This is a genomic window from Pedobacter sp. D749 (assembly GCF_019317285.1).
In the GTDB taxonomy this organism is placed as follows: Bacteria; Bacteroidota; Bacteroidia; order Sphingobacteriales; family Sphingobacteriaceae; genus Pedobacter.
Genome location: NZ_CP079218.1, coordinates 1915177 through 1941015, shown reverse-complemented (window position 1 = coordinate 1941015; position 25839 = coordinate 1915177). Strand labels below are relative to the sequence as shown.

Below are 25839 nucleotides of genomic sequence, written 5' to 3'. Positions count from 1 at the left end.
AGCAATAACTTAACGCCACGTATGCTGCACCGAGAGGTAAGCCTTTGCCAGCAGGGGGCGACCCGGATCATAGGTTATTTTTAAATGATGCAAGTATTGCCACATGGTACTTACCGCGTGGCGTTCCATCAGGGCCATAGCCCGAACAAGCTCCTCCGGCAGTTCCTTAAATAGTTGCCCGGTGGCAGTATAAGCACCAAATTCTTTCAAAGCAACGCGCTTTGCCGCATCGATCAAATCGTGTTCTGCAAACTTATCTATCATTTTCGTCCAGGCGGACTGTTTCTCAACTGCCGAAAAATTGGGGTTCACATAACATTCCAGGCCGATCTTTGCACCGATACCTTCACTCAAATCAATACTGAAGGCAACGTCGTGCACCAGCGGCTGAAGAAATATCAATATCTCTTTGAGCTCATCAACAGAACCGGGGTATGGTATCTTTTTGAGGAAAGTTAAAATTGCATCAAGCGAAATTTCGTGAATACACAAGCGGATACCATGAACAGGGCGTGAACGCATGGCGCCAATCTGAAATATCCGTGCCCGATCAGGTAATAAAGCAACCAATTGCAATACCTGTGAGCTGAGTTGTGCTGTGCTTTCGTTGCCGGTAAGCGCGCTCAAAGAATAATGGAGAATAATTTCGAGTTCGGCTAAACTATTGTATAATGGCCTGAAAAAAAGACTTGGTACCAGGGGTGCTTCTCCTTGTATATCAAACTCAAGCCAGAAATCATCTATCAATTGTTTACCGGCCCAGAAATCGGCCAACTTGCCAACATCGTCCCAAACAGCGCTTCGTCCGAAATTTTTCTCCGCCGATAACTTTAACAGAAACGGTCCATTATTTTTCTTTTGGAATGACACCAGGAAATCGGCCTCGGCTTCGTTGCTACTCAAGGGACATTCGAAACCAAAAGTACTTAACACTACAGAGCCTGGTAACAAATGCGCTGTTCCCAATATACCCTGAAATGATTTTTTCCCTATCAGATCTTGAGGGGTTTGCGTAACAAATTCCCGCAAATAATCATCCAGCATCCGTTCGTCGCGCATCAGCTTATTATCTCTAAAAATCCGCCCTCAAACAGCTTCCGGATAAAATTTATCCTTACCAGCTCACTATTCTCTTGCGGCAGGTCAGCGATCATAAATTCCTTTTGAGCCAGTATATATTCCAGCACACCGGACAACTCATATTGAACTAACAAATAGCTGCCCGAATAATAAAATACCATCTCGCGCCGGTTTTCTTCAACGCGGTACACCATGTCTGGCCGGATACGCATTCTGGTTATTAAGCTGAACTCAGGTATGGGCGCCGACTTGTCAGGCACGGGGTTCCTGGAAACAACGAAACGACGAGCTATTTCATTAACTGAATCTCGCATGATCTCTGGTGTAAGGTGTTTCTCAAGATCCGCTTTAACCGCAGCAATCCGGTTGTTGAAGTACGGTGTGTTAAAATTTCTATTGCTAATGTCAGGCGGTAGCGCCTCACGCAGTGCATCGCTTTCTTTTAAAGTTTCGAGCAGCGCCTGTACCACCACCTCATACCAGGTAACTACGGTAACAGCTACGGTAAGATGCAGCGATTCTTCATCTTCCGAATATACCTGGTGCACATGCCCCCGGGGTACATACAGCAGGTCACCGGCCTGCATCTTAACAGACCACTCTTCATCCGGTATCGGGAGCGGGCGCACTTTTTTGCTGCCAGGCATTTCTTTTTTCAACCACCCTGCCCTGCCGCGGTGAAGTACTTCGACAGGCGACTCTTCGGCCGGTGAAAATAATTTCCAGATTTTACTGCCGCTTATTTGGACAATAAAAACATCGTGGTCGTCATAATGCGCTCCAAATGCGCGTGAACCGGGAGGCGTAAGGTAAAGGTTAATGTTAATATCCGTTTGAAGATTGGCTTCGAAATGCTGTTGCAATTTGCGTATGCTCAGGCAATGACTTGCGATGTTTCCAAGCCTGATCGTGCTTCCTTTTTCAAAGCTTTCAAACACATTTCCAGCGGTCCAGTAACTTGGTGCTTTGTGGCCCACGCCTTTTTCCGGGTTGACAATCTTCCCCCCGATCAGGGAAATAACGAAATCGGTCTTTCCTCCATTCGTTTTGATGAGGGTATCTATTTCTTGCCGCGATATCAGGCTGGCGAAATATTCAGTGTTTTGCCCTTGTACATAGTAGCTTTTTTTTTGCCAGTATTGCTCAATGAAGCCTTGCCAGGAGATTTCTCCAAAAAGTTGATTGATATCACACTGATTATTCATAGGCCAAAACGCTTGGAAGTTGATCAGGGAAACCAATTCTTAATAAGCTATAGGCGATGCCTGTAGCGCCAACGAAAAGGCCGGGCGAAAACACTTTGATCGGCGCGTCTATAAAAAGCCGGAAACCATCATTTTCATAGAAGCGGTTCACAATATAAGCCGCTTCTCTTTTAATACGCTCGATCGATGCTTCGTCTTTAATAAACCGGGCATATTCTAACCCGATATCCAGCCGCCCAAAGTTGCCGCAACAGATATGATCCAGGTGTTCCAGTGAAAATGCGGTTGTAACCTCCATGTTTTTTTCAATCTGGGGTTTCAGACTTTCATCATGGGTTATTTGGTAAGCTATTAACCGCGTCAGGCCGATACCAGGTGCACCATGACACCAGGCCGTAATAAATTTATTTTCCGTAGGTGTACTTTGATAAGTAGGGTAATTTGCAGCATCGGCATCATACATTTTTTCTTCAAAATCGATATGGGCCATTGCTGTCGCCCGGTAACGCTCATCTTTCGTTAAATCGAATGTTTTCAATAATGCAATTGCAACACCCGAAGCACCATGTGACATGCCTGTAATAACTTTGTTGCCATAAGTTGGCACCAAGCCCTCGCCCTGCGCCGTGTCTCTACAGTTTTTCAACAAATGATCTGCGGTCATCGTTATTTTATGCATGACTTCACCATCGCCTGTTACACGGAATAATTTGATCAGCCCAAGTAACAAGCCTGCAGAGCCAAAAATAATATCAAGCTTTTTATCAGCTTCAAGCACTTCGTTGTCTATGCGTGTCGCACATTTGAGTGCATAAGCGGTTGCAGTTTTGCCGAACGCTGCATCCTGAAAAAAAACAGCAAGCGATGCAAAAGCATATATCAGAGAGCCAAGCCCTATGCCGCCACCTACGCCACTGTAGCGCACCAGTTCGTTCATTTCTTCATCAACAATACGCATGATCGGGGTCATGGCCGCTTTTGCCAAAAGATGATATTTTTCTTCGCCGGTGACTTTAAACAATGCACCAAAGAAGAAACCTATCCCGGCTGCGCCGCTGTATAAGTTATAAGAGATGGGTTTAAATTGAAAAATATCGGCCTCCTTCAGGTATTCAAGTGCTATCCACGCCATGGAGCCATCCGAAGACCTTAACGCTTCTTGTTCAAGTTCAGACGCTATGATTTTGGCAACCGAGATACAATCACTGGGAGCAATTGCAAGTATGTCACCAATATCCCGTTTTTTAGAGCCATTATTTAAGATCGCTGAACGTGTATCGTCATGGAAGCTTTTGGCAGCCCGGGCATAAAAAGCATAGCGAATATACCGCTCCTGCAGGGCCAGGTCATTTTCGTTCAGTGCTTTCGTTTTTTCTATAATGCGTTCAAAACACCGCGTGGTAAAATAGTTTTTTACCAGTGTCTTGTTTTCGCCATCTTGTATATCAAGGCTGTCTGCTTTGAGTCTGAAATAAGGAATATCGGACCTGATCAAAGATTCATATTCCGATCTTAGCAGGTTCCACTGGCCGTAATTACCCAGGTCGGCCGCCAGGTATAGTCGCGCCATACTTTCGCACCCTATGCTCCAGTCCATACCATCCCGCAAAAATTCTGGTTCTGTCAGTTTCGCGATCATGTCTGAATATACCCTGGTAGGCTTACGCACGAAACGTACCACTACGTGTTCCCACTGCCGTATTAACTCGCCAAAACTTTCTTTATTACGCATGATAAAGGTGTACATATCGGAAAAGCCCTTTGTTATCTCGTCTATGTAATTTTCCGATGAGCCAGGGTCCTCCCCTTTAATAAAAGGCTGGTTGCCCATCTTCCTTACCGGCCTTTCTACCGGTTCCAACCTGATATCATCTGTACCCACATCAACCCAGCGCTGCATCTTTTCAATGCCTGCGCCTTCCTCACCGCCCAATCCGCTAATGTCTTTTTTTGCGCCTTCTTTACGAATATTCCAGCTCGGCAACATCCCGGTGCGCAATACCGAATAGTAAACTTTTTCGCTGGCCATTTGGGCCGCGTTAAGCACGCCGGTTTCTGCCATCTCCATTTCTTTGTAAGGGTTAAAAATGGTTTCCGTATCGATGAGATAGGGAAAAGCACCGTCTGCAATAAGGTTTTCATAATGAAAGTCATAACCTTCCATTACATATACAATCGCCATCAGGTAACCGGCCCTGATGTAAAATCTCTTTACGTCTTCTTCGGTATCGCAACCATTGTTTTCAATGAACTGCTGCCAGCCATAATCGCCTTTATCGATCACCGACGCTACGTTAAGGCCGATAAGCTCTTCTTCAAGGTTAATCCAGTTTACTATGGCCTCAAGCACACACTCGGTAGACAAAGGTTTGGGTTTATATACCATTTTAACGCCCTTGTCAAATGTCAGGATTGCAGTCGTTTTTCCACCGTTATGCCTGTCGGACAAACCAAAGCTGATTTTGCTGATCTGTCCAAGCGACTGCCCATTATTAAATAACTGTTCCAAACCGGGACGGTCAACTCGGTACCGCTCCATGAAAAGATGCATGGAGGCAATCCAATTTTGGGCAACTTCGCACAGCTGTCGTGTAAGCACCGTATATTCAGAAAAAAAAGTGTCCCAGCGGTTGACGTATATCTCCCTGATGAAACTTCGGTATAATGATTTATTGTTTTCCGGTGCCGTTGCTTTGCGCAGCAAAGCCCCTAGCCCGCTTTCACGCCCGGCTTTAAATATATTGAATTCAAGTGCTGCTGCATTAGCCAAACAGCCCGTAAGCAGGCTCTTCAGGCAGTTACAAGCACCATCAAGGGGGATCTCATCAGAATGGTCAAAAAATCTCTCCACCTGCCGCAATGCGTGCAGGTAAAAAGGTAAAGCAATATGAAAGAAAGCATGTTTATCATGCTCCGGTCTAAAAATTTCGATAGGCTGCAATTGTTTGGCCAATTTGCTTACCTCATCGAAAAAAACAAGCCAGGCCGGGTCTTCTGACTCCGGCCAGACAAGGTTTTCGGGATTTAATACAGCATAAGCTTCCCATTCGGCAATACCATCCTGGCTCAGCCGTTTTTTAAATTTTGCTTCATCACCCAGGGCGGATACCTGCTGCCAACGATCAATGCGGTCCTTTTCCAAAGAATCGGCCAATAACGCATCATCTGTATTTTTTAGTAAGATAAGCCGCTCGTACAAATTCAGAGCCTTGATTGCGGTATCTGTATGATATAATTGTTCGTTCATTAAAAATAACTGTTAATCGCGGACTGATAAAAAATGGCAAAAACAGTACTACTCCACTTTTTTTTTAAACGCGACAATTAATCAAATTCGCTGAAAAGAGAGGCTATGTGCTACTTAAACCGAGAAAAAAGAATTATTCTTCAGTTGGGCCAGGCTGGCAAGTGGTATCATTGTTACCGCACTGCGTACATTCAAAAGCACACCCAGCCGCTGACGACCAGCCGCTGCAATCTGCTGCGCTACCGATATCGGAACCCATTTGCTCTGATCCGCTTGCTGCCGGTAATACCATATTGAAGGAAGTTGCAGTGTCCTCATAAACGTTAACTGAAACATTGGCAGGCAACGTAATGCCTAAGGTCTGTTCTATGGCTGCTTTTGGGTCTGCGATAAGGCTTGCGCGGAAAGTACTGTCTTTCATCGCTTTTTTGATAATTTGCGCTTCTGCTGAGGCACGGTCTAGTGAATCCATTAGTTCGAAAGTTTTAATTTTGCTTGAAAGTAAAGATTTATTGGATCAATACCAAATAAATCTATTTGATTAACAAGAAATTGGATGAAAACAAAACAGGACCAGTAAACACTAAGGATCAAGCGGAAAATTTAGGGCTAAATATTTAAGCATATATTTTAGATAGTCTAAAAAGTTAGCATCTGACATATGTAAAGCCCAATTAAATTGTCAACATCGAATTCAAATTTATTTTTATCGGGCGTTTGTAAAAGATTGATGTAAGCTCTTTGCTCAGTGCATAAAAAGCCGGTTAAATAGATGTGTTTCTGAAAGACGGTATATGCCAATTTTACGATCTCACTGCTTTTTGAGCCTAACTCAATGTAGACATCTTCCCAGAAATTTGTATTTATAATCCGATCGAGGTGCTACTGACGCAAATGAGATCGTTAACATCTAAAGGATAGTATTTTGACCAATGCCAAAACGCGACATCCCTGCCAGGCATTGCAGATTAGCCATTTTCTTCTGACAAGCTGATTACTTCATCAATTTGCTGCATTCATAAATAGCATGTGCGCACCACTTTCCTGATAAAAAGCTTTGTAATCTTTGATATTCAGCATATCATTTACGGCTTTGGCTTTATCGACACTTTTATCATAATAAGCTTTACAAATTTGATATCCTACCCAGTAACCTAAGTCAGCCGGTTTATCTGCAGTTTCCTGGTTCGAATTTGCTATCCAGTTATAACTGCGTTTCAAGTACATCTCCTTTTCAAAATCGGTCCATATTTGTTTTTCTTTACCTTTAGCCCATACGTGCAAACGTGGGTTAGCGTTGTTACCCGATATTAGTTCGCCAATAAAATCGGCCATACCTTCTACCATTACACCGTGTAAAAGCGAAGTATCTCGTTTCATCCCATTCTGATTAAAATGGATCAACTCATGCGCTATTGTGTTGGGCAAACCGGATAGATTGTTGAAATTGTTATTTTGCCAAAGCGTAAGTTCTGTTACCGGGATATCGGATGTACGCACACCCTGATCAAGACCTATTAGTAGCCCGCTTTCAGTCGATGTACCACCCGATGTAAACGCGCCAATCACAAAATAAACGTCGGGGAAACTAGCCGCCTGATAGAGTTGTTTAAACTTCACAAAGCTAGCTATCATCTGTGGCTTTTGCGACTCAACCATAAAAGTGTTCTTACGGATTGCGGCGTAAAAATTAGGCTTACCATCGTGCGTTTGTACGAATTTTTTTACGCTGCCTACCTTTATGGCAAAATAGTCCTGCAAGCCAACTGTACCTGGTTCTACGTAATATTTTTTATAAATAGCTAAACGGTTGGCGGTGTCCTGATGTGCAAGGTCATATGCCTTCCAGAAATTTTTGATGTCGGTGGTAACAAGTTTAGCTTTCAGCGGATCATTTGTGCTGGCCTTGATGTTTCCAATCCTGGCAACTAATGTAGTCCAATCGGGCATGGAATGCAGTGCATCAAGATCGGTGTCTACCTTTAGGTGTGCTCCATTTTTATAACCATTTTCAACCGCTTTTTTAAGCAGAAGCATGGCGCTATCTGCTTTACCGCTTAACGCGTAACAGCAGGCAGCATTGTAATATTCATTACGTTTTAAGGATTTAAATTCGTCGGTATCAGCTGCAAGCAAATAATAACGACCTGCAGCAATATAACTTTTGACTGCGTATAAGCTATCAGCCTTTCTGCTCTGCATGTTTTGCGCAAATGCGCAGGTACTAAGTAATAATAAAAGTGATAAATAGATTTGTTTGAGCATAAACCATTTTTTTGAGGTAGGGTTATAAAAAGTCATTTTAGGAATTATATGTTAAAAAGACAATCTAATTTATTCAACGTTGCTTCCAGGAAGAAATTTATTTTATGGTGACTAATTTAGTCCTTCTAAATTGCAAAAAACTTAGCGCCTGTTTAAAATTAAGTAAAATTCATTTCGTATGTCATCCTGAGGGTTAATTAATTATTTAAAATCAATATGAGTGACGTATAATTGTCTTCTCTTGTCCCAGGGCGCGGTCTTGCCTCGGCTCGCCGCCGCCGAAGGGCTCTTTCTTTTTGGCATCAAAAAGACCAGCGCAGCTAGCTTGAACACAATTGAAAAAATAAAAGCAAGTGAAAAAACAAAAACTGCCGGCTGAAAATTTTTCTTTCGAAGCTGGTAGGTTGGCTTGGACAGTACAGCCCGAAAAATTTGTTAGGCCGGATTTAAGTAGAACGGGGATATCGTGCTATGGCCTAACTGGATGGAATGCGAAAGCAGTTAAAATGCTGATTAATAATTTTTTGTAAAATAACGTCAATGGTAGCGTAGTCGAAGACAATTTTTTATAGTTAAGAGAAGCAATCGACTTCGTTCTTGTGACAAACTAGGAGAAGTAATGTAATTGAATAAAATTTAAATAGGCTCTTAGCTTATAAACGCAATTTTTCGGACTTTAATGATTTAAACTGATTCTAGTATTATAACTCAAAAACCACAAGTAATTTCAGGACGAGACGCCTGGTGGTAAAAAGCTGGCTAAATAGTTTGGAATGAATCTGGCGCACACTTTTAATGAAATTCCCAATATCTGACAAACCACCTTAAAGGGAAAGTTCTATAAAAGACCCAACTTCACCTTCTCCAGACGATTCAAAATCTATCGGTAGTCGTATGCTTCTTAAAGCACCAAACTAATCCCCTCCCTTCCTTGCCGACTGAAATCCTATAATACCTATGACTCCTACTCCCTGATGCCTAATCGGTATCTCCACCAGGTATTAAAAAACGTGATTCGTCCATAGAATGCCCGTGATTATCACCAAATCTTCCTAAATCAAACATGACCTTTGCCCGGGTCAAAACAGCACATTTTTTAAACCTGCCTCAAATGCAAAGCTTAACAATACTTGATTGCCGGGATGAAAATCTGCTATAAAAGTTAAATTAATAAAATCACAAAAATGAAAATAACAAACCATGCCTGCCTGGGAATGTTGTCTGCCGGACTGATTACTCTAGTTGGTTGTACACAAAAAAACGAGATAAAGCAAAGCACTCTCCCTGCCAAAGTAACGGTAACGACTGTAGCTTCAATCGACAGCCAGCAAATGCTAAGCTATTCGGGAACAATCGAACCAGACAATACCGCTCAGGTCGGTTTTTCTGTAGCTGGAACCGTAAACCGGATCATGGTTAACGAAGGACAGCATGTAGTTAAAGGCCAGTTGTTGGCTGGTATTGACGCTACAGAATATACCTACGCGTTATCCATAGCTAAAGCTGGCCTGGAACAGGCCGAAGATCTATACAGAAGGTTAGATGAGCTATATAAGAAAGGCAGCCTTCCGGAAAAGGACTATATGGATATCAAGACCAGACTAGCCCAGGCTAAGGCCAACAAAGGGATAAACGAAAAGCATATTGCCGACAGCAAGCTCTATTCACCTATGACTGGTATCATCGCAGCAAAAATGATCGAAAACGGGAGCGCTGCTGCACCGGGTGTCGCAGCATTTACCATTGTCAGGACGGATCAGGTTTATGCGAGGATTGCCGTACCGGAAAGCGAAGTGGGTGCAATGAAAAACGGGATGACCGCAAAGATTACTATCCCGACATTGAACCAGCAGCTCAACGGTACTATCACCATCATCAATCCGCTTGCAGATCCAGCATCAAAAACCTTTTCCGTAAAGATAAGGCTTGACAATCCAAAGGGCACATTGTTGCCGGGAATGATTGCGGATATCAGTATCGGCACTTCCCGAAAGACCAACGCTATTACCATTCCAATCGAATCAGTTGTACACGACGCCGACAACCTTGCCTATGTCTTTACAGTGAACGGCCAGAACAGGGCGATCCGTAAACGTATCGGCACAGGGGGATTGTCAGACCGGTCCATCTTGGTGACCAACGGACTTCAGGCCGGCGACCGTATCATCGTGTCAGGTCAGGACAATATCAAAGACGGCCAGAAAGTTGGCCTGTAAAGATTATCGGATACAACAAGTACCTATTCACCAGTGCACATCAATTGTAGCTCATTAAAATGAAGAAAAGAAGAATAAATGTTATCGAGGCAGCTATGCGTTACCCTCAGATAACGTTAGCAATAACAGCAATACTGGTTATGGCAGGCGTCATTGCCCTATTTACCATGCCCCGTAGCGAAGACCCCAGGATTACAGTCCGGCAAGCGCTTGTCATAGCTGCCTACCCTGGAGCAGATGAGATCCAGATGGAGAAAGAAGTTACCAACAAAATAGAACAATACCTTTTTAGTTTCGAAGAAATTCGGAAAAGTAAGACCAAATCGGAAACGAAAGAAGGTCAGGTGATCATTACCGCGGAGTTGAACGACAATGTAAAAGACACTAAGAAGTTCTGGAGCACCCTGCAACATGGCCTCAACATGAATATGAGGGGCGTACTACCTGAGGGGGTACTTGGCCCCGTGGTCAACAGTGATTTTGGGGATGTGGTAGCCCAGATGATAACCGTTACTGCCCCAGGGCGCTCTTATGCCGATATTGAAAAATATCTTGACCGGCTGGAGGATGGTATCAAAACGATTCCGGCAGTCTCCAAGATCAAACGTTATGGCGGACAGCGGCAACAGATATACATCACAGTACAGGATGAAAAGTTACGGCAGTATGGTTTTGACCTCCATACCATAGCAACGGTTTTACAGGCGCAAAATGTAACCCAGGTTACCGGCGACCTTACCCTGGAAGCGAGCAAGATACCTATTTTTGCAGGCAGTCGTTTCAAAAACGAAACTGCCATCGGCGACCAGATCATATACAGTACACCTGCGGGAATCGTGGTAAGGCTAAAAGATGTGGCCAGGATTGAACGCCGTTATGAGGAACTCAAAAACAAGATCAAAGTTGGTAACAACGATGTGATGATGCTGACTGTAGAAATGCAGCCTGGAAGCAACATCGTGGAACTGGGGAAGCAACTGGAGCAAAAGGTCGCTGAAGTAAGAAGCAACCTTCCTGGTGATGTCAGTGTAAAGACAATTGTAGACCAACCTACGGTGGTCAAAGAACGCCTTGGCCATTTCATGTTGGAGTTTGGCATCGCCATCCTATCCGTGATATTGGTTGTAATGCTGCTGCTGCCACTACGTGTTGCCGCGATCTCTGCCATTGCGGCACCTGTTTCTATAGCAATTACATTTGCTGTGCTTAACATCATCGGCGTCGAACTCCACCAGGTTACGCTTGCAGCATTAATTATTGTACTGGGTATGGTTGTAGACGATGCCATCGTTATTGTAGATAATTATATCGAAAAGCTTGATGAGGGTGTAGCTTCATGGACGGCTGCCTGGCAAAGTGCTACCCAGTTAATGGTGCCCGTATTTACAGCCACAGCGGCCATTATCTTTGCCTTTGCCCCGCTGGCAATCTGCCTGCATGGCATGTCGAAGGAATTCATCCAGGCACTTCCTGTTGCCATCGGTGTAGCGCTAACCGCGTCATTTTTGGTGGCAATTTTCCTGACTCCTTATCTCTGCTATATCTTTTTGAAAAAGGGACTCAAACACAAGATAAGTGAACGTCCTTTAAAAAAGAATATACTGGATCGTTTACAAGACGGATATAACCAGGCCGTGGAATTCTGTATGCGCTGGCCAAAGAGTACGCTTACAGCAGGGGTTCTTTCAGTCTTCCTTGCTTTCTTTATCGGCGGACATGTACAAACCGAGTTCTTCCCCATTGTAGAAAGGAACCAGTTCAACCTCGAATTATGGATGCAGAATGGAACCAGTGTACTTGAAACAGAGAAAGCGGTCCAAAAGGTTGAAGCTGCCATAAAGGGGGATAAACGTATCGTGACGACCGCAAGTTTTATTGGCACATCCTCACCGCGTTTCTATTCGACCTATGCACCGGAACCAGCCAGAGAAAACTATGCACAGATATTCATCAATACGGTAAGTGAAGATGCAACTGAGGAGATGATCAAAGAATATCTCAGGAAATTCGAGAACTTCCTGCCGAATGGTTATGTGCGTGTACGCCAGTTATCGATCAAAGAACAGCCGGCACCAGTCGAGATACGTATCATCGGTGAGGATTTGGCCGACCAGAAAAAAGTTGCACTCCAGGTCAAGGCCATCTTATCCAACGCTAAGGGTACAAATTGGATCAGAACAGATTACCAACGTGATTATTTCGGTATCAATGCCCACATCAAGGAAGACCAGGCTAGCAGGCTCGGTATTAGTAAGGCGCTGATTACCCAAACCCTGGGTGCCGAAATAAACGGTTACCCGGTATCCAGATTATGGGAGGGAGACAAACCGGTCGACATACTATTGCGACTGGATGCCAGCAACAGATCAGACTTTGGCTCACTGGAACAGTTGAGCCTCACCTCCAGATACAATACCAGGATACCACTGAAAGAGGTAGTTGACCTTCAGCCATCCTGGCACACCGGTGCTATTGCTCACCGAAATGGGCTGCGTACCCTTACTGTTTCATCAGAATCACAGATGGGTGTAAAGGCCAGTGCCATTATCGCGTCAATACGTCCTCAAATAGACAAATTGAAGCTGCCCGAAGGCATCAGGATCAGTTATGGTGGAGAAGACGAAGCCTCCCAGGAGAGTGGACCTGATATGGGTACCTCCCTTATGATCAGTCTGATATTGATCTTTCTGGTGCTATTGTTCCAGTTCAAGAGTATGGGCAAAGTACTGATCGTACTTTCCACCTTTCCGCTGAGTCTTTTGGGTGCCATGCTGGGACTTTACCTAACGGGCAACTCCATGGGTTTCTTTGCATTCATGGGAATCATCAGCCTGATGGGCATCGTGGTCCGCAACGGTATTATTCTGGTAGATTATACGGATGAGCTCATACTTGAACATGGTTATACGATAAAGGCCGCTGCCTTATCCGCTGCAAAAAGAAGAATGCGCCCAATCTTCCTTACCTCTTCTGCTGCTGCCATTGGCCTTATACCGATGATCGCAAGCCAATCACCCATGTGGGCACCACTTGGCAGTGTGCTGGCTGTCGGTGTGATCGTTTCTATGGTCATGACGCTTTTCATTGTTCCCGTGCTTTATTATAAATTCATTAAACCGGTCAAGGCACACGAAGAAGATGGACAACCTGATGCAGATGAGCACATACAGTATAAACCGGCACATCACTAAAAATAATAAAATGAAATTCAAGATAAAGAAAATATTAGCCTATATGCCCCTGTTGTTTACAGGCTGTATGATCCCGCAAATAACAATGGCGCAGCAGGTTCTGACACTGGAACACTGCAGGCAGATGGCCCTGGAAAGGAACAATAACATCAAGGCAGCAATGGAAGACATCAATGCTGCCAGGGCGCAAAAGGCACAACAGGATGTTGGAGGCAGGCCCTCTGTGGATGGCTCGATAACCGGTTTTTATTTCGGGAAACCATTAAATACGATTATTCCCGAATATGGGCTAAGCTCTGGCCTGGGGATCACTCAGCCCATCTATACAGGTGGCAAGGTTAGGCTTGGCAAGGAGATTGCAGCAAATGGTGTAGAGATAAGGCAGGAGCAGAAAGTTCTTGTTACAACTGAGGTACTCTTCACCACCGAAAGGGCCTATTGGCTGGTGGTATCTGCCATGGAACGGATCAAACTAGCCCTGCAAACTAAAAAACAACTGGCTGCCCTTTACACCGATCTCAATAACCATTTCACTGCCGGAACTACCTATAAAAATGATGTATTGCAGGCTCAGGTACAACAAAATGCAAATGAGCTTGATATTTCACGTGCAGAGGACAACCTGACCATGGCAAAGCTATACCTGGCACAGGTTACGGGATTGACAGACAGCACGGATTTTACAGTGGCGGATTTCCTGGACGCGCCAATAAATACTGTAATAGATAATTCCCCGATGCAACAGGCGCCAAGCAATCGTTCGGAAATAAAGATCCTTCAAACGTCGGTATCAACAGCAGAGCTGCAACAAAAAATGTTAGCGGCTGATCTTAAGCCTGGTGTGAGCCTGGCATTGAACGGGATAACAGCATTTGGAAAAAGCGGGATCAATCCCACTAATAAAGATAATTTCATGGCTTCATATTACAGTATGCTTAGCATAAACATACCTGTTTTCGACTGGGGTAGAAAAAGAAAAAAAATACAGGAACAACAGTTCAAAGTTTCCTCACAACGCTATCAGTTAAAGGAACGGGAAGAACAGGTTACTCTTGAAGTACAGCAAGCATTTCTGCAACTTGGCCAGAGTGTAAAACGGATAGGACTTTCTGATTTATCACTAAGCCAGGCAGAGGAAAACCTTAAACTGAGTAATGACCGTTTCAAGGCCGGAACGATCGTAGGCAAGGATGTATTGGAAGCACTAACAATCTGGCAGCAGGCAAAAAGTAACCTGCTGGAAGCAAAGGTTCAATATAAAATTGATGCGGCCGCATACCAGAAAGCAACTGGTTCAATAGAACGTTAACATCAATGTTGTGTAAATAATACGGATGCCATTTAAAACCAAAAGAACGGTCTATAGCAGAAAAAGCATTAACAGGAAGCAATAAATTATTAGGAGTGAAAATACCACAAAATGGGTATCGTTATATTTAATGGTTCCCTGGAACGAACCTCCAGGCATTTACATTGCCTGGAGGCATAACAGAATGGAAGATTAGGTAGCGCTTTATAGCACCGGGCACCACTACTATCCAGCGCCCTGGCTCCCAATAAAAACGGGTTATTACTGACGGAAAGATCCCCATCATAAAGTATATTTGCGTATTCACAAAATCAGCATTTGTCACAGACAATTAAGATCAATAGAAATGGCTAAAAACAAGAAGATTCCGACCCATTCGGTCACCGAATCTGTTTCAGGAATGAACATCGTGAAAATTGAACCTGAAGAATCTTTAGTGACACCACACGACATTTCGCTTCCGCATAGACATGGCCATTATTTCTGTATCCTGCTCGAAAGCGGAGAGATGGAATTTCTGATCGATTTCAACAAAGTGACCCTCAAGGCAAATACTTTATTCCTATCTTATCCTGGACAGGTACTTCAGTTCGTGTCAAGAAAAGAGTGCCTGGGATGGGTGCTCTTTTTTGAGCATGCGCTTATCAGTGAAAAAGCCAGGACATTACTCGATCAATTCCTGGCCGAAACGATACCAATGGATCTGTCCACCAGTCAGGCAGCACTAATAAGAAATATGCTTGGTACTATGGATACGGTCTATCATGATGGAAGAACAGATATTTTTAGAAAGCAGACTATACAGGCTTTGCTGATGGCTTATGTTTATCAGATTTCCTCGGTATATGCGTTAAAGGAAAACAAGGAGCTCATTAAGTATTCACCACGACATATAGAAATTGCCAAAACATTTTGGCAACTGTTACGACGGGATACTGTCATGAAAAAGCCATCCGAATTTGCCTCTGAAATGAACATCACCACCGGTTATCTCAATGATGTGGTAAAAAGAGTGACTGGATTTTCAGTAACGGATTTAATACATAGCGAGGTGATCAAGGAAGCCCAGAGGCTAATGGTCTATTCGAACCTACCCTTAAAAGAAGTCGCAGACCGATTGGGATTCAACGACTATAGCTATTTTCATCGTGTCTTCAATAAGACATCCGGACAATCGCCGGGTTCCTTTCGGGGGAGCTCCGTTCAATAGATATGCATCGGTATGCTTATTAAGATTTTCCCATTTAATGTAATTCAAATTATTTCTAAATCAGGTTAACTCGCTTTCCGAAAAACTATCTTTGTGTAGTGATTAAAAAAATGAGTAAAAAGACAACATCCATCCCTATCCATTCTTTGTCCAAAGAATATCAGCAAGATTTTGTTGTTAAACAAGTAACGCCTGAAAATTTAAATGCCCTTAATGAAACAGAACATGCACACAGGCATGATTATCATATCTTTTCATTAGTACGGAAAGGAACTTTTCATATTGAAATCGATTTTGAGCGTTATGAAATAAAAGCGCCTGCAGTACTTTACATTCATCCCAGCCAGATTCATCGCATCATAAAGATTGAAAAAGCGGACGTTTTTCTTCTTGGAATGAATAGTGAGAACCTGAATCCCGATTATTTAAGAAAATTGGAACAAGTTATTCTACATGCAAGGTCATTACCGGTAAAATCCGCTATTTATACAATTTTAGACCGAGCCATCATTTTATGTAAAAGTATTTTTGAACGGAAAACAGATAAATTATTTGCTTCCGTACTAAAAGATTGCTGTAATGCTTTTGTAGGTTTGATCGTTTCACAGTATCTGGAGCAAATAGAAAGTACAGACAACCTTTCACGCTATGAGATCCTTACCAAAAAATTTAAACTATTACTGGAACGAGATTTTATCCTGATTAAACAACCCTCGGATTATGCTGACGCCCTGAATATCTCTACATCTTACCTTAATGAATGTGTCCGCAACGCCACAGGGTTACCTGTCTCCCACCATATCCACCAACGCATCATTTTAGAAGCCAAACGATTGCTGTTTTATTCCGATAAATCGGTTAAAGAAATCGCGACCGAATTGGGTTACGATGATTACCCCTACTTTTGCCGGATTTTTGCCAGGATAACCGGAACAACGGCTTCGGCCTTTCGAAATAAAATAACTCATTAGGGCATAAATAGCGTTCTCCACGAGATACATTTTGTGCAAAACCGCCATTCGTCCAATACAAACACCGTTTCGTCTACCTTTGCTATTTATATTCATTCTAAATTTGTAATCAGTTAGAGATTATAAAATTATGATTATAGACGATTCAAAATTTCCGGTTGTTTTTGTGAACTTTCAGCACAGCCACTCAGTAGATGAAGCCCATGGCCACGAGAATGGCATTGCGGCATTTACCAGCCTTTTCGAGCGGAAAAAACCTTTTGTGATGATCAGCACCGGCGAGACACCCAAAGAAAAGCACAAACCTTCAAGGGAGGAAACCAAACAGGTAAATGCCTGGAGGAAAATCCATAAGGAAGAACTCAAATATACAAAGGCGACCATACAGGTAGAGCCGAGCATCGTAAAGCGTATGGGTATGAGACTTTTTTCAAATGTATATGAGAAATTTTGGGGGAATCCACTTCTTTTTGCCGAAACAAAAGAAAAAGCAATTGAAAAGGCCGAACAAATATTAGGGGAAGTTTCTACTGGCAAAACGGAAGCAATATAACTTTTGTTTAAATGGAAAGAGCAGCAAAATGGGCACCCAATGCGATGAAGACTTTTATGATTTCCTAAATGCCAGTGAGGACGATAACGAAGGAATTGAAGATGAAAAATTCACCAACTATACCGAAACACGACCATGACGGCAGTGGAATCCGAATAGAGCCGATAGACGACGGTATCATTAATACGCCCTCAGATTTTCATGAACCGCACCGGCATGAACATTATATTTGCATACTGGTAGAAAAGGGTTCTATAGAGAACTCAGTTGATTTCAGAAAAACCATTATCCGTAAAAACTCGCTCTTCGTTTCCTATCCCGGGCAGGTACACCAGTTGGTAAAATCAACGGGTGTTACGGGCTGGGTGCTTGCTATAGACAACAAGCTCGTGGATGATACCGTAAGTTCAATATGGCAACAATCGCTTTCAGAAGTCATCAACCTGGAGCTAGGGCCCGGAGAATCGAGATGGTTTAAAAACATCCTGGTATTAATAGCAGGTACTGCTTCAAAAGACCTTGGTATGGTCATTAATTCCCAGGCACAGGTTACGCTGGCAACTGCTTTTATACAGCAGGTGGCTTTCGTTTACCAGGGAAGGGAACAGCGCTTTACGTTACATCATTCCGCAAACAGCATCTATATTGCCAAAAAGTTTAAACAGGTGTTGAAACAACAATTCAAGGCATTAAAGCGTCCCGGCGACTATGCCGAAATTTTGAACCTTTCGGTAAGCCACCTGAATGACACGGTAAAAGCTGTGACAGGTTTTTCGTTGACCTACCTTATACAGCAGGAAGTGCTACGGGAGGCACAACGGTTATTGTACCATTCCCATTTCAGCGTGAAAGAAATCGCAGTTTCGCTGGGATATGAGGACTATAAGTATTTCAACCGCCTGTTCAGCAAGGTTGCCGGGATTTCGCCAGGAGCCTTTCGGAAACAGGAAATAAACAGGACAAAATAGTAAATATAAAAATCATGAAAGAAACAGCACACAACCACGAGCATAGCCACAGTCACGAACATGGACACGAAGATGACCATCACCATCACGCAGGAGGCATGCATGTACACCCCATTGTTAAGAACATGCGCATTGCTTTACTGCTCAATGTATCATTTACCATCATTGAGTTTGTCGGGGGAATAATGACGAATTCGATGGCTATATTATCTGATGCTATCCACGACCTGGGCGACAGTATTGCCATCGTATGCTCATTGGTGCTGGAAAAGAAATCGACAGGTGGAAGAACCCAACTGTTCACCTACGGAAAAAGGCGGCTTTCGGTATTGGCCGCGTTTTTTACCTCTCTCATACTGATTGCCGGTTCGGTAGTTATCCTCACGCAGGCCATTCCCCGTTTCTTCCGTCCGGAAAGTGTAAATACGGAAGGCGTACTATGGCTGGCGGTAATCGGTGTGATATTCAACGGGCTGGCATTTTTCAGACTGTTCAAAGGCAAGAGCAAATCCGTTAACCAAAGAGCCGTAATGATGCATTTGATGGAAGATGCGCTGGGATGGATTGTTGTACTGGTCGGCGGGTTTATCATGTATTTTACCTCCTGGATGTGGATAGATCCTTTACTGTCTGTAGGCGTGGCTGTCTTTATCCTCTACAATACCCTACGAAACATCATGCAAACGCTAAAAATACTGTTGCAGGTAAAACCCGACAATTTTAACGACATGGAAATAAAGGCCGCATTGCTTAAAATACCAGGTATAACCAATATACATGACCTGCACGCCTGGACAATGGACGGCGAGTACAATGTGCTGACTACTCATTTGGTACTGAATAGCGACGCGAATATGGAAGACCTGCGTAAGGTAAGAAATGAGGCATATCATGTACTTTCCCATTTAGAGATACATCATCCCACCCTACAATTTGAATTTGAAGGAGAATCGTGTGCCTTGATACACTGCTAAAAATATATCGCATGAATACAGGGGAAAAAACATTGGCAGAAATGAGGGAAATCCTGGAGGCATATTTAATGAAGAACAACTATCGGAAAACCCCTGAACGTTTTTCAATACTGGAAGCGATCTATTATTTCAACAAACGTTTTGATGCAGAAATACTCTACATCGACATGATAAACAAAAAATACAGGGTAAGTAGGGCAACCATATACAATACACTCGAAATCCTGGTTGCCTGTAACCTGATCGTGGAGTTGCATTTCAACAAAAATATGGCTGAATACGAACATGCGACAAAAAAAGGAGCGCATTGCCACATTGTTTGTCTTGATTGCCATGAGGTAGTGGATATTAATGAGGAGTTTCCCCGCTTAAGTGCCGAAGAAAAACAGGTGCCCCGGTTTGGGTTTGAGATACAACAACAGGTTCTTAATATTTTTGGTAAATGTATGAACCATGCAAATGGCTTCTGCGATAAAAAAAGAAGAGAACTGAAAATGCCTTTGACGTAGTCTGAAATTGCGATTTTTTAACTTTACTACACATCTTTCAGGGCTTTAAGAACCTCGTATTAGTTCGCTTTACGGTGTTCTATCCCTCCTCGTGCTTTGTTTTCTATAAGAAACAACTGCCATTTGTCCTACTTATCCCGTGATTGGTGAGATTAAAAAAGAAAAGTAGAGCCATACATTTGCACCGTATTTATATTGAGTCTAAATAAATACAAAAGCAGTTGTAAAAACTTTACCATTTCTAATCATCATGTGGAATATACAAAAAATGCAAGGTATCATCATCATAGAACGCACAATAGAAAATAGTGTATTTTATAATCATACTGTCCGGGGGAAAAATTGCGCTAAGAAAATAAACAGCATAATACTGTTCTTTACGCTGTCCATGTTGTTTACAGCACAATATGCTGTGGCACAAAACAAAACTTCCATTACGGGAAAAATAACCGGCATTTCGGGAGAAGCAGTTTCGGGTATCAACATAAGGATTAAGGGTAATGAGGTAAGAACCCTGTCGAAAGAAGATGGAACTTTTGAGCTGAACAATCTGAAACCCGGCAATTATGAATTCCTGTTCAATGGATTGGGTTATAAGCCACATAGTCAAAAAATAAGCCTTTCGGCCGGACAATCCATAAAAGTAGAGGTAAAACTAACCGAAATATCTACTGTTCTGGAATCGGTAACCGTAGCTGGCAAAACGCAGGCTGCAGAAGTGAGGCAACAGGCCTATAACGTAGCCGCCATTGATGCACGCAAACTTCATAATACCACTTATGACTTGAACCAGGCGCTGAACAAAGTTTCCGGCGTAAGGATAAGGGAAAGCGGCGGGCTTGGCTCAGCTTTTAATTTTTCCCTTAACGGTTTTACCGGAAACCAGGTCAAATTCTTTCTGGACGGCATCCCTATGGACAACTTCGGAACATCCCTCCAGATGAACAATATCCCTATCAATATGGCAGACCGGATAGAGGTGTATAAAGGGGTCGTTCCGGTATGGCTGGGTGCCGATGCACTTGGTGGCGCTATTAACATTGTAACTAACCCCAACAAAAGGGATTACCTCGATGTATCCTATTCCTATGGTTCGTTTAACACGCACAAGTCAACCGTTAATGCGGGATATACTGCCAAATCGGGCTTTACCGTGCAGGTGAATGCCTTTCAGAATTATTCAGACAATAATTATAAGGTGGATGTGGACGTAGCTAACCTGACCACCGGGGTTTACACGCCCATGCGGGTAAGCCGCTTCCACGATACCTACAGGAATGAGACCGTCATTGCCAACATAGGTGTTATGGGAAAACGATATGCCGACAAGCTCCTTTTGGGTATTACCCTTGGCCAAAACAAAGCCGATATACAGACAGGTAACCGGATGTTCGACGTGTATGGTGCGCGGAAACGGAACGGCAATATCATTATGCCCTCCTTAAAATACCTTAAAAACAACCTTTTCATAAAAGACCTTAACCTGAGCCTCAACGCAAATTACAATGTTGGCCATGAACAATTGGTAGATACCGTTTTTAAGCAATATAACTGGCTGGGGGAATCCAGAGATAAGTCTACAGACCCCGATGCAGTTGGAGGCGAACTCAGGCGAACTTTGTACAAGTATAAAAACAACAATGCCAATGTTACCGCCAATCTTGGCTATAAATTTTTAGGCAAACATTCCTTAGCACTGAATAACACCTTTTTGGGCTTCAACCGAAAAGGAAAGGACGAGTTGGACCCAGACAATAAACTGAACATGCAACCGAGAGAAAACTTTAAAAACATTTTGGGCCTGGGCTACCGTTACGACATGAATGAACGTTTCAATGCTTCCGTATTCCTGAAAAATTACAACCAATCCACAACCGCATTCCAAACCTATACACCGCCGAATGCGCCCTGGGGTACGCTCCCCACTTACACCGAACAACAAAAATCCGTAAATAAAACCGGCTATGGAGCAGCGGCTTCCTATTTTTTGAATACCGGCTTACAGGCTAAAGCTTCTTACGAAAAGACTTACCGTTTGCCCGAAAACGATGAGCTATTCGGTAATCCGACCATAGACAGGATTGAAAACTTTTCGCTTCGACCGGAAAGTTCTGAAAATGCGAACCTGGGGCTGGCCTATCAGTTTATAGCTGTTAAAGCGCATAAGCTCCATATAGAGTCCAATTTCATTTATCGCAACTCGAAGGATTTTATCCGCCCAAACCTGACCTCCGTAGGTGGTGTTGCCATGATACAGATGCTTAACCAACAGGATGTAAGGACGACGGGGATTGATGGAGAAATCCGGTACACATTTAAGGATGCCCTGGTTGTGGGGGTGAACATGACCTGGCAGAACATCATTAACCAGACAAAATATGAAGCTAATGAGACACAGGTTAGCCAGATATACAAGGATAGAATACCCAATATGCCCTATCTCTATGGAAATGCGAATGCGCAATATTCCATCAAAGGGCTGGGGAGTGCCACCAATGTACTGAATATTGGTTACAACCTGACCTATGTACATGAATATTACCTGAACTGGCCCAGCCAGGGGTCAACAGGTAGCAAGCTGAATATTCCTGAACAATTCCAGCACGATGTTAATGCTGTGTTTAGCATAAAAGACGGACGGTATAACATCGGGTTGGAATGCAGAAACCTACTTGATGCAAAAATCTACGACAATTTCAGCCTGCAAAAACCGGGCAGGTCATTCAATGTCAAGTTGCGGTATTTTATTGCCGGAAATCAAAAATAACGAAAGCATTTTATCAAATTTTTTAATCCATAAATATCAAATAATATGAATAGATTTAATTTTCTCCTGCTTGCAGGATTATTCCTTGGCCTGGCTATGACCGGGTGCAGTAAAAATGATGACAACACTTCACCAGGTCCCGAACCGGTTGGCAATGCTAAATATGTACTGGCCGTAACGACAACTGCCGGAGGCGCCACCACTTATCTGCTCACTGCTGATCATCTTTCAAAGGGTACCACCTCAACGACCGGCAATGGTACAGAGACAGACGACTACGGTTATATTGTCCAAAACAACACGCTGTTCGGCCAGGTTTACGGGTTTAGCAATCAGGGGCCGTTAACAGCTTTTAATCTTAATAATCAAGGACATATTGTACAGGGAACCACCCTCAACATGATGACAAGCCATGCTATGGCAACTGTGAATAACGACGATATATTGTTTGCAAATATACCCAGAGATATTAACAGCCCAACGGCTACCTTTACGGTAGTCAATGCAGTAAATCCCCAGATAAAAAGTACAGGCAGCGTAAACCTGACAACAGTAGCAAACAATGGTGAACTGGCTTACTTTACTCATTTAGTACAAATTGGCAATAAAATATATGCTCCTTTTATGAGCATTAAAGGAACTACCGACAATACTTTTGGTTCCAATTACCTTGACAATAGCTGGGTTGCCGTGTTCAGCTATCCTTCCATGGTGCTTGAAAAGGTCTTCAAGGATAACCGCACAAGTTACATTGGTTCTTATTCTGGACAGAATGGGCTTAACAAGATTGACAATGGCGAGGTCTATGCCTTTTCCACCGCAGTAACAGGTTCTACCAAACATTCAGCCGGACTGAAAATAAATACCAATTCGCAAGAGTTTGACCAGAGTTATTTCTTCGATATAGAAACAGCTTCTGGTGGCCATAAATACGCCAGGAGTACTTACGTAGGCGGTACTCGTTTCCTTGCTGAAATGTATGCTGAAGCAGGAGCATCAACAGGTACGGTAAAGCTCGCTATATTGGATGTGGCCGCAAAAACGGTAACCTGGGTTGCCAATTCGCCAATTTATACGCCATCCCTTTTCTCTACACCCACTTACGTAGAAGGTGACAAGAATACCGTTAATATCCCGATAAAAGATGCAACCGGACAGATCGCTATCTATCAGGTTAACGGTTCCAACGCTACAATAACAAAAGGACTTGTGGTAAATGGCGCAGCGGATATTTATGCCATTAATAAACTTACCTATTAGGGCGTAAATTATATGCAGCAGATGAAAAAAGTATCCAGGACAGTAAGTTTGGCCTGGTTAGCTTTTTTTTAGGGTTGTATTTTTTCCATTGCAAAAACGAAAACGGAAAAAAAGAATTTCACACCCGGCAGTTACAAGGGAAGTCACATAAAGGCTAGCCCATCGTGGTACCGGATTTGGCGCATTGGAAACGGTCAAAAAAAAAAAGGGAATACAGGCAAGGAGATTTTCTCTTTTTCTATAATGAATGAGTAACTAAAATGAGCAATTATTTTATTACAAAAAGGAGAATTAGCATGGGCAGCAACGAAAACGGCTTAATAGAACTAGTATATACCATTCATGCGTATGGTGTTTTCTATATCGGCAAAGAAAGAAGCGGAAATAAAAGGTGTCGTACTTTTTAGCGCCATTTCTAAAATAAGCTATTAAAAGTTATTCATTGAAGTAAACAGATCACATTGAAAAAAAAGATAGATACTATACGGTGGGCAAAACACCAAAAAAGGTGGTTTGGTAAATGGCATACCTACCTGGGGATTATCGCGGGTATTGTCGTGTCATTTATCGCTGCAACCGGGTCTTTACTGGTATTTCAGGATGAGATAGACCGTGCCTTAAATCCTGGCCTCTTCCGCACTCTGGAAGGAAAGCCAAAGCTGGCTTTCCATGAGGTTTTTGATATAATGAAACGTAGCTACCCTGCGAGGCAAATTTCCAGTATCAGTCTAAGTGAAAAAGATGACCTGTGTGATGCCTATATCGTTATGCTTTCTGCTAAGGGGAAACCCGGTGAGGCGATTGAAGCTTTTATCGATCCATATAGCGGGAAGCTATGCGGTAAAAGAATTTATCGGAGTTCCTTTGTGAAGATACTAAATGAGCTGCATGCGAACCTGATGCTTTCCTTACCTGGAAAAATCATTGTCGGACTCTCTACATTAGTGCTGCTTATACTGACTATTTCAGGTCTGCGTCTCTGGATTCCTCAAAAATGGAAACAGCTTAAATCGGTGCTAACCGTCAGGTTTAAAAGCAGTTGGAAAAGGCAAAATTACGACTGGCACAATGCCATAGGATTTTATACCGCACCATTTGTAATTGTACTGTGTTTGACCGGGTTTTGCATGAACCTGGGTATTTTAGGGGCACCCGTACTGATGAAAGTGGGCGGCGAGGACCTGGGCGTTATAAAAAAGCTCATCCAAACCAAATCTCACTACATCAAAGGAATCGCACCGTTGCCGCTTAAGGATATACTTTATCGTGCAACTAAAGAAATGCCAGATGCACGGGTAATCTCAGTATTTCTTCCCACTGAATCAGCAGGTTCATTTGCCCTCCAGATGCATGCCAGAAGTAAGATTGGATGGGCTAAAAGAGATGCCGTACTGATTGATCAGTATTCGGGGAAAATACTTTTCAATAGCCGAAAGGATTTCCAGCAAATAGGCAAAGCCTATCTGGGATGGGTACAACCCCTTCATTATGGTAATTTCGGTGGTATGCCAACCAAGATATTCGCTTTTGTGGGTGGACTCTCGCCGTTACTTTTAATGATCTCCGGCCTGATAATTTGGTGGCCGAGGTATAATAAACAAAAGCCTAAGAATTTTTCAGGAACAACTACCGGCCCGCTTAAGGAATCAGTGCATAGAGAAGTTCCTACAATAAAATCCTACAGACAAACATGGTTTAAGGCAAGCAAACAGGGTGGTGGGTACGGTTTATGGATTGCGCTAATCAGCCTGGTTACCGGAGCGATATACGGCCTGCCCTCCAAAGTGATTATCGAACCTGCCTTATTAACATTTTACCTGGTAACCAGCATTGTAATGCTGAATTTTGCAGTGGCTTTAATTACGTTGATACTGGTATTGTCGGCGAAAGGAATAGTGTCATTTCGCTCCAGGCTTGACATATTTGGATCAGTAAGGTACTTTGCATTGTCGCTCTCAATTTCAGTAGTATGCTTATCGCTGTTCTTTGTTCTGTATAAATGTGGCATTACTGAATTTTAAGATTATTCTCCAATGTGGTAACACTTCACCTCAAGCTTTCGGAAAACCATATTAAATAATGCAATGAACTTTAAATGGCTTGAAAATTTTTTA

Annotated in this window: 17 protein-coding genes; 12 read left to right on the top strand and 5 right to left on the bottom strand. The window is 43.0% G+C overall.

What is annotated here, in order from left to right:
• Positions 1-9 precede the first annotated feature (9 nt).
• The 5 genes from KYH19_RS07725 to KYH19_RS07705 all read right to left on the bottom strand — a co-directional run bounded on the left by KYH19_RS07725 (position 10) and on the right by KYH19_RS07705 (position 7797).
• The gene (locus KYH19_RS07725) at positions 10-1059 is read right to left on the bottom strand and encodes a hypothetical protein (protein WP_219078219.1); all 1050 of its coding nucleotides are present in this window, start codon (positions 1057-1059) and stop codon (positions 10-12) included.
• Positions 1059-2285, bottom strand: a complete 1227-nt coding sequence (locus tag KYH19_RS07720) for a JmjC domain-containing protein (RefSeq protein ID WP_219078218.1) — start codon at positions 2283-2285, stop codon at positions 1059-1061. The genes KYH19_RS07725 and KYH19_RS07720 overlap by 1 nt, the downstream gene beginning before the upstream one ends.
• On the bottom strand, positions 2278-5532 hold the full coding sequence (locus KYH19_RS07715) for a type 2 lanthipeptide synthetase LanM family protein (RefSeq protein ID WP_219078217.1): 3255 nt from the start codon (positions 5530-5532) through the stop codon (positions 2278-2280). Before KYH19_RS07715 ends, KYH19_RS07720 begins: the two co-directional genes overlap by 8 nt.
• A 133-nt stretch (positions 5533-5665) precedes the next feature.
• Entirely contained in the window at positions 5666-6004 is a 339-nt protein-coding gene (locus KYH19_RS07710; protein WP_219078216.1) for an NHLP leader peptide family RiPP precursor, read from the bottom strand.
• Between the two features lie 530 nt (positions 6005-6534).
• Complete coding sequence (locus KYH19_RS07705) at positions 6535-7797, bottom strand: DUF2268 domain-containing putative Zn-dependent protease (protein ID WP_219078215.1); 1263 nt, start codon at positions 7795-7797, stop codon at positions 6535-6537.
• 1184 nt (positions 7798-8981) lie between these two features.
• Between KYH19_RS07705 and KYH19_RS07700 the strand changes: the two genes are divergently transcribed.
• From KYH19_RS07700 to KYH19_RS07645, 12 genes are all read left to right on the top strand, one after another.
• Complete coding sequence (locus KYH19_RS07700; protein WP_219078214.1) at positions 8982-10013, top strand: efflux RND transporter periplasmic adaptor subunit; 1032 nt, start codon at positions 8982-8984, stop codon at positions 10011-10013.
• A 59-nt stretch (positions 10014-10072) separates the two neighbouring features.
• On the top strand, positions 10073-13204 hold the full coding sequence (locus KYH19_RS07695) for an efflux RND transporter permease subunit (protein WP_219078213.1): 3132 nt from the start codon (positions 10073-10075) through the stop codon (positions 13202-13204).
• A gap of 10 nt (positions 13205-13214) precedes the next feature.
• Positions 13215-14513 carry a TolC family protein gene (locus KYH19_RS07690; RefSeq protein WP_219078212.1) on the top strand — a complete coding sequence of 433 codons (1299 nt, stop codon included), beginning with the start codon at positions 13215-13217 and terminating at the stop codon, positions 14511-14513.
• Positions 14514-14859: 346 nt separating this feature from the next.
• Positions 14860-15723, top strand: a complete 864-nt coding sequence (locus KYH19_RS07685) for an AraC family transcriptional regulator (protein WP_132397089.1) — start codon at positions 14860-14862, stop codon at positions 15721-15723.
• A 98-nt stretch (positions 15724-15821) separates the two neighbouring features.
• Positions 15822-16694 carry a helix-turn-helix transcriptional regulator gene (locus KYH19_RS07680; RefSeq protein WP_255562586.1) on the top strand — a complete coding sequence of 291 codons (873 nt, stop codon included), beginning with the start codon at positions 15822-15824 and terminating at the stop codon, positions 16692-16694.
• A 130-nt stretch (positions 16695-16824) separates the two neighbouring features.
• Positions 16825-17247 carry a hypothetical protein gene (locus KYH19_RS07675; RefSeq protein ID WP_193423283.1) on the top strand — a complete coding sequence of 141 codons (423 nt, stop codon included), beginning with the start codon at positions 16825-16827 and terminating at the stop codon, positions 17245-17247.
• A gap of 101 nt (positions 17248-17348) precedes the next feature.
• Positions 17349-18215 (top strand): AraC family transcriptional regulator, encoded by an 867-nt coding sequence (locus KYH19_RS07670; protein WP_219078211.1) that lies wholly within the window; start codon positions 17349-17351, stop codon positions 18213-18215.
• A gap of 14 nt (positions 18216-18229) precedes the next feature.
• A complete protein-coding gene (locus KYH19_RS07665; protein WP_219078210.1) occupies positions 18230-19189 on the top strand; it encodes a cation diffusion facilitator family transporter in 960 nt (319 codons plus the stop codon).
• Between the two features lie 11 nt (positions 19190-19200).
• Positions 19201-19698, top strand: a complete 498-nt coding sequence (locus KYH19_RS07660; RefSeq protein WP_219078209.1) for a Fur family transcriptional regulator — start codon at positions 19201-19203, stop codon at positions 19696-19698.
• A 250-nt stretch (positions 19699-19948) separates the two neighbouring features.
• Entirely contained in the window at positions 19949-22465 is a 2517-nt protein-coding gene (locus KYH19_RS07655; RefSeq protein WP_255562585.1) for a TonB-dependent receptor, read from the top strand.
• Between the two features lie 45 nt (positions 22466-22510).
• Positions 22511-23725: a DUF4374 domain-containing protein gene (locus tag KYH19_RS07650; RefSeq protein ID WP_219078208.1), complete on the top strand. Its 1215-nt coding sequence runs from the start codon at positions 22511-22513 to the stop codon at positions 23723-23725.
• Between the two features lie 461 nt (positions 23726-24186).
• Positions 24187-25746: a PepSY domain-containing protein gene (locus KYH19_RS07645; protein ID WP_219078207.1), complete on the top strand. Its 1560-nt coding sequence runs from the start codon at positions 24187-24189 to the stop codon at positions 25744-25746.
• Positions 25747-25839: the final 93 nt, after the last annotated feature.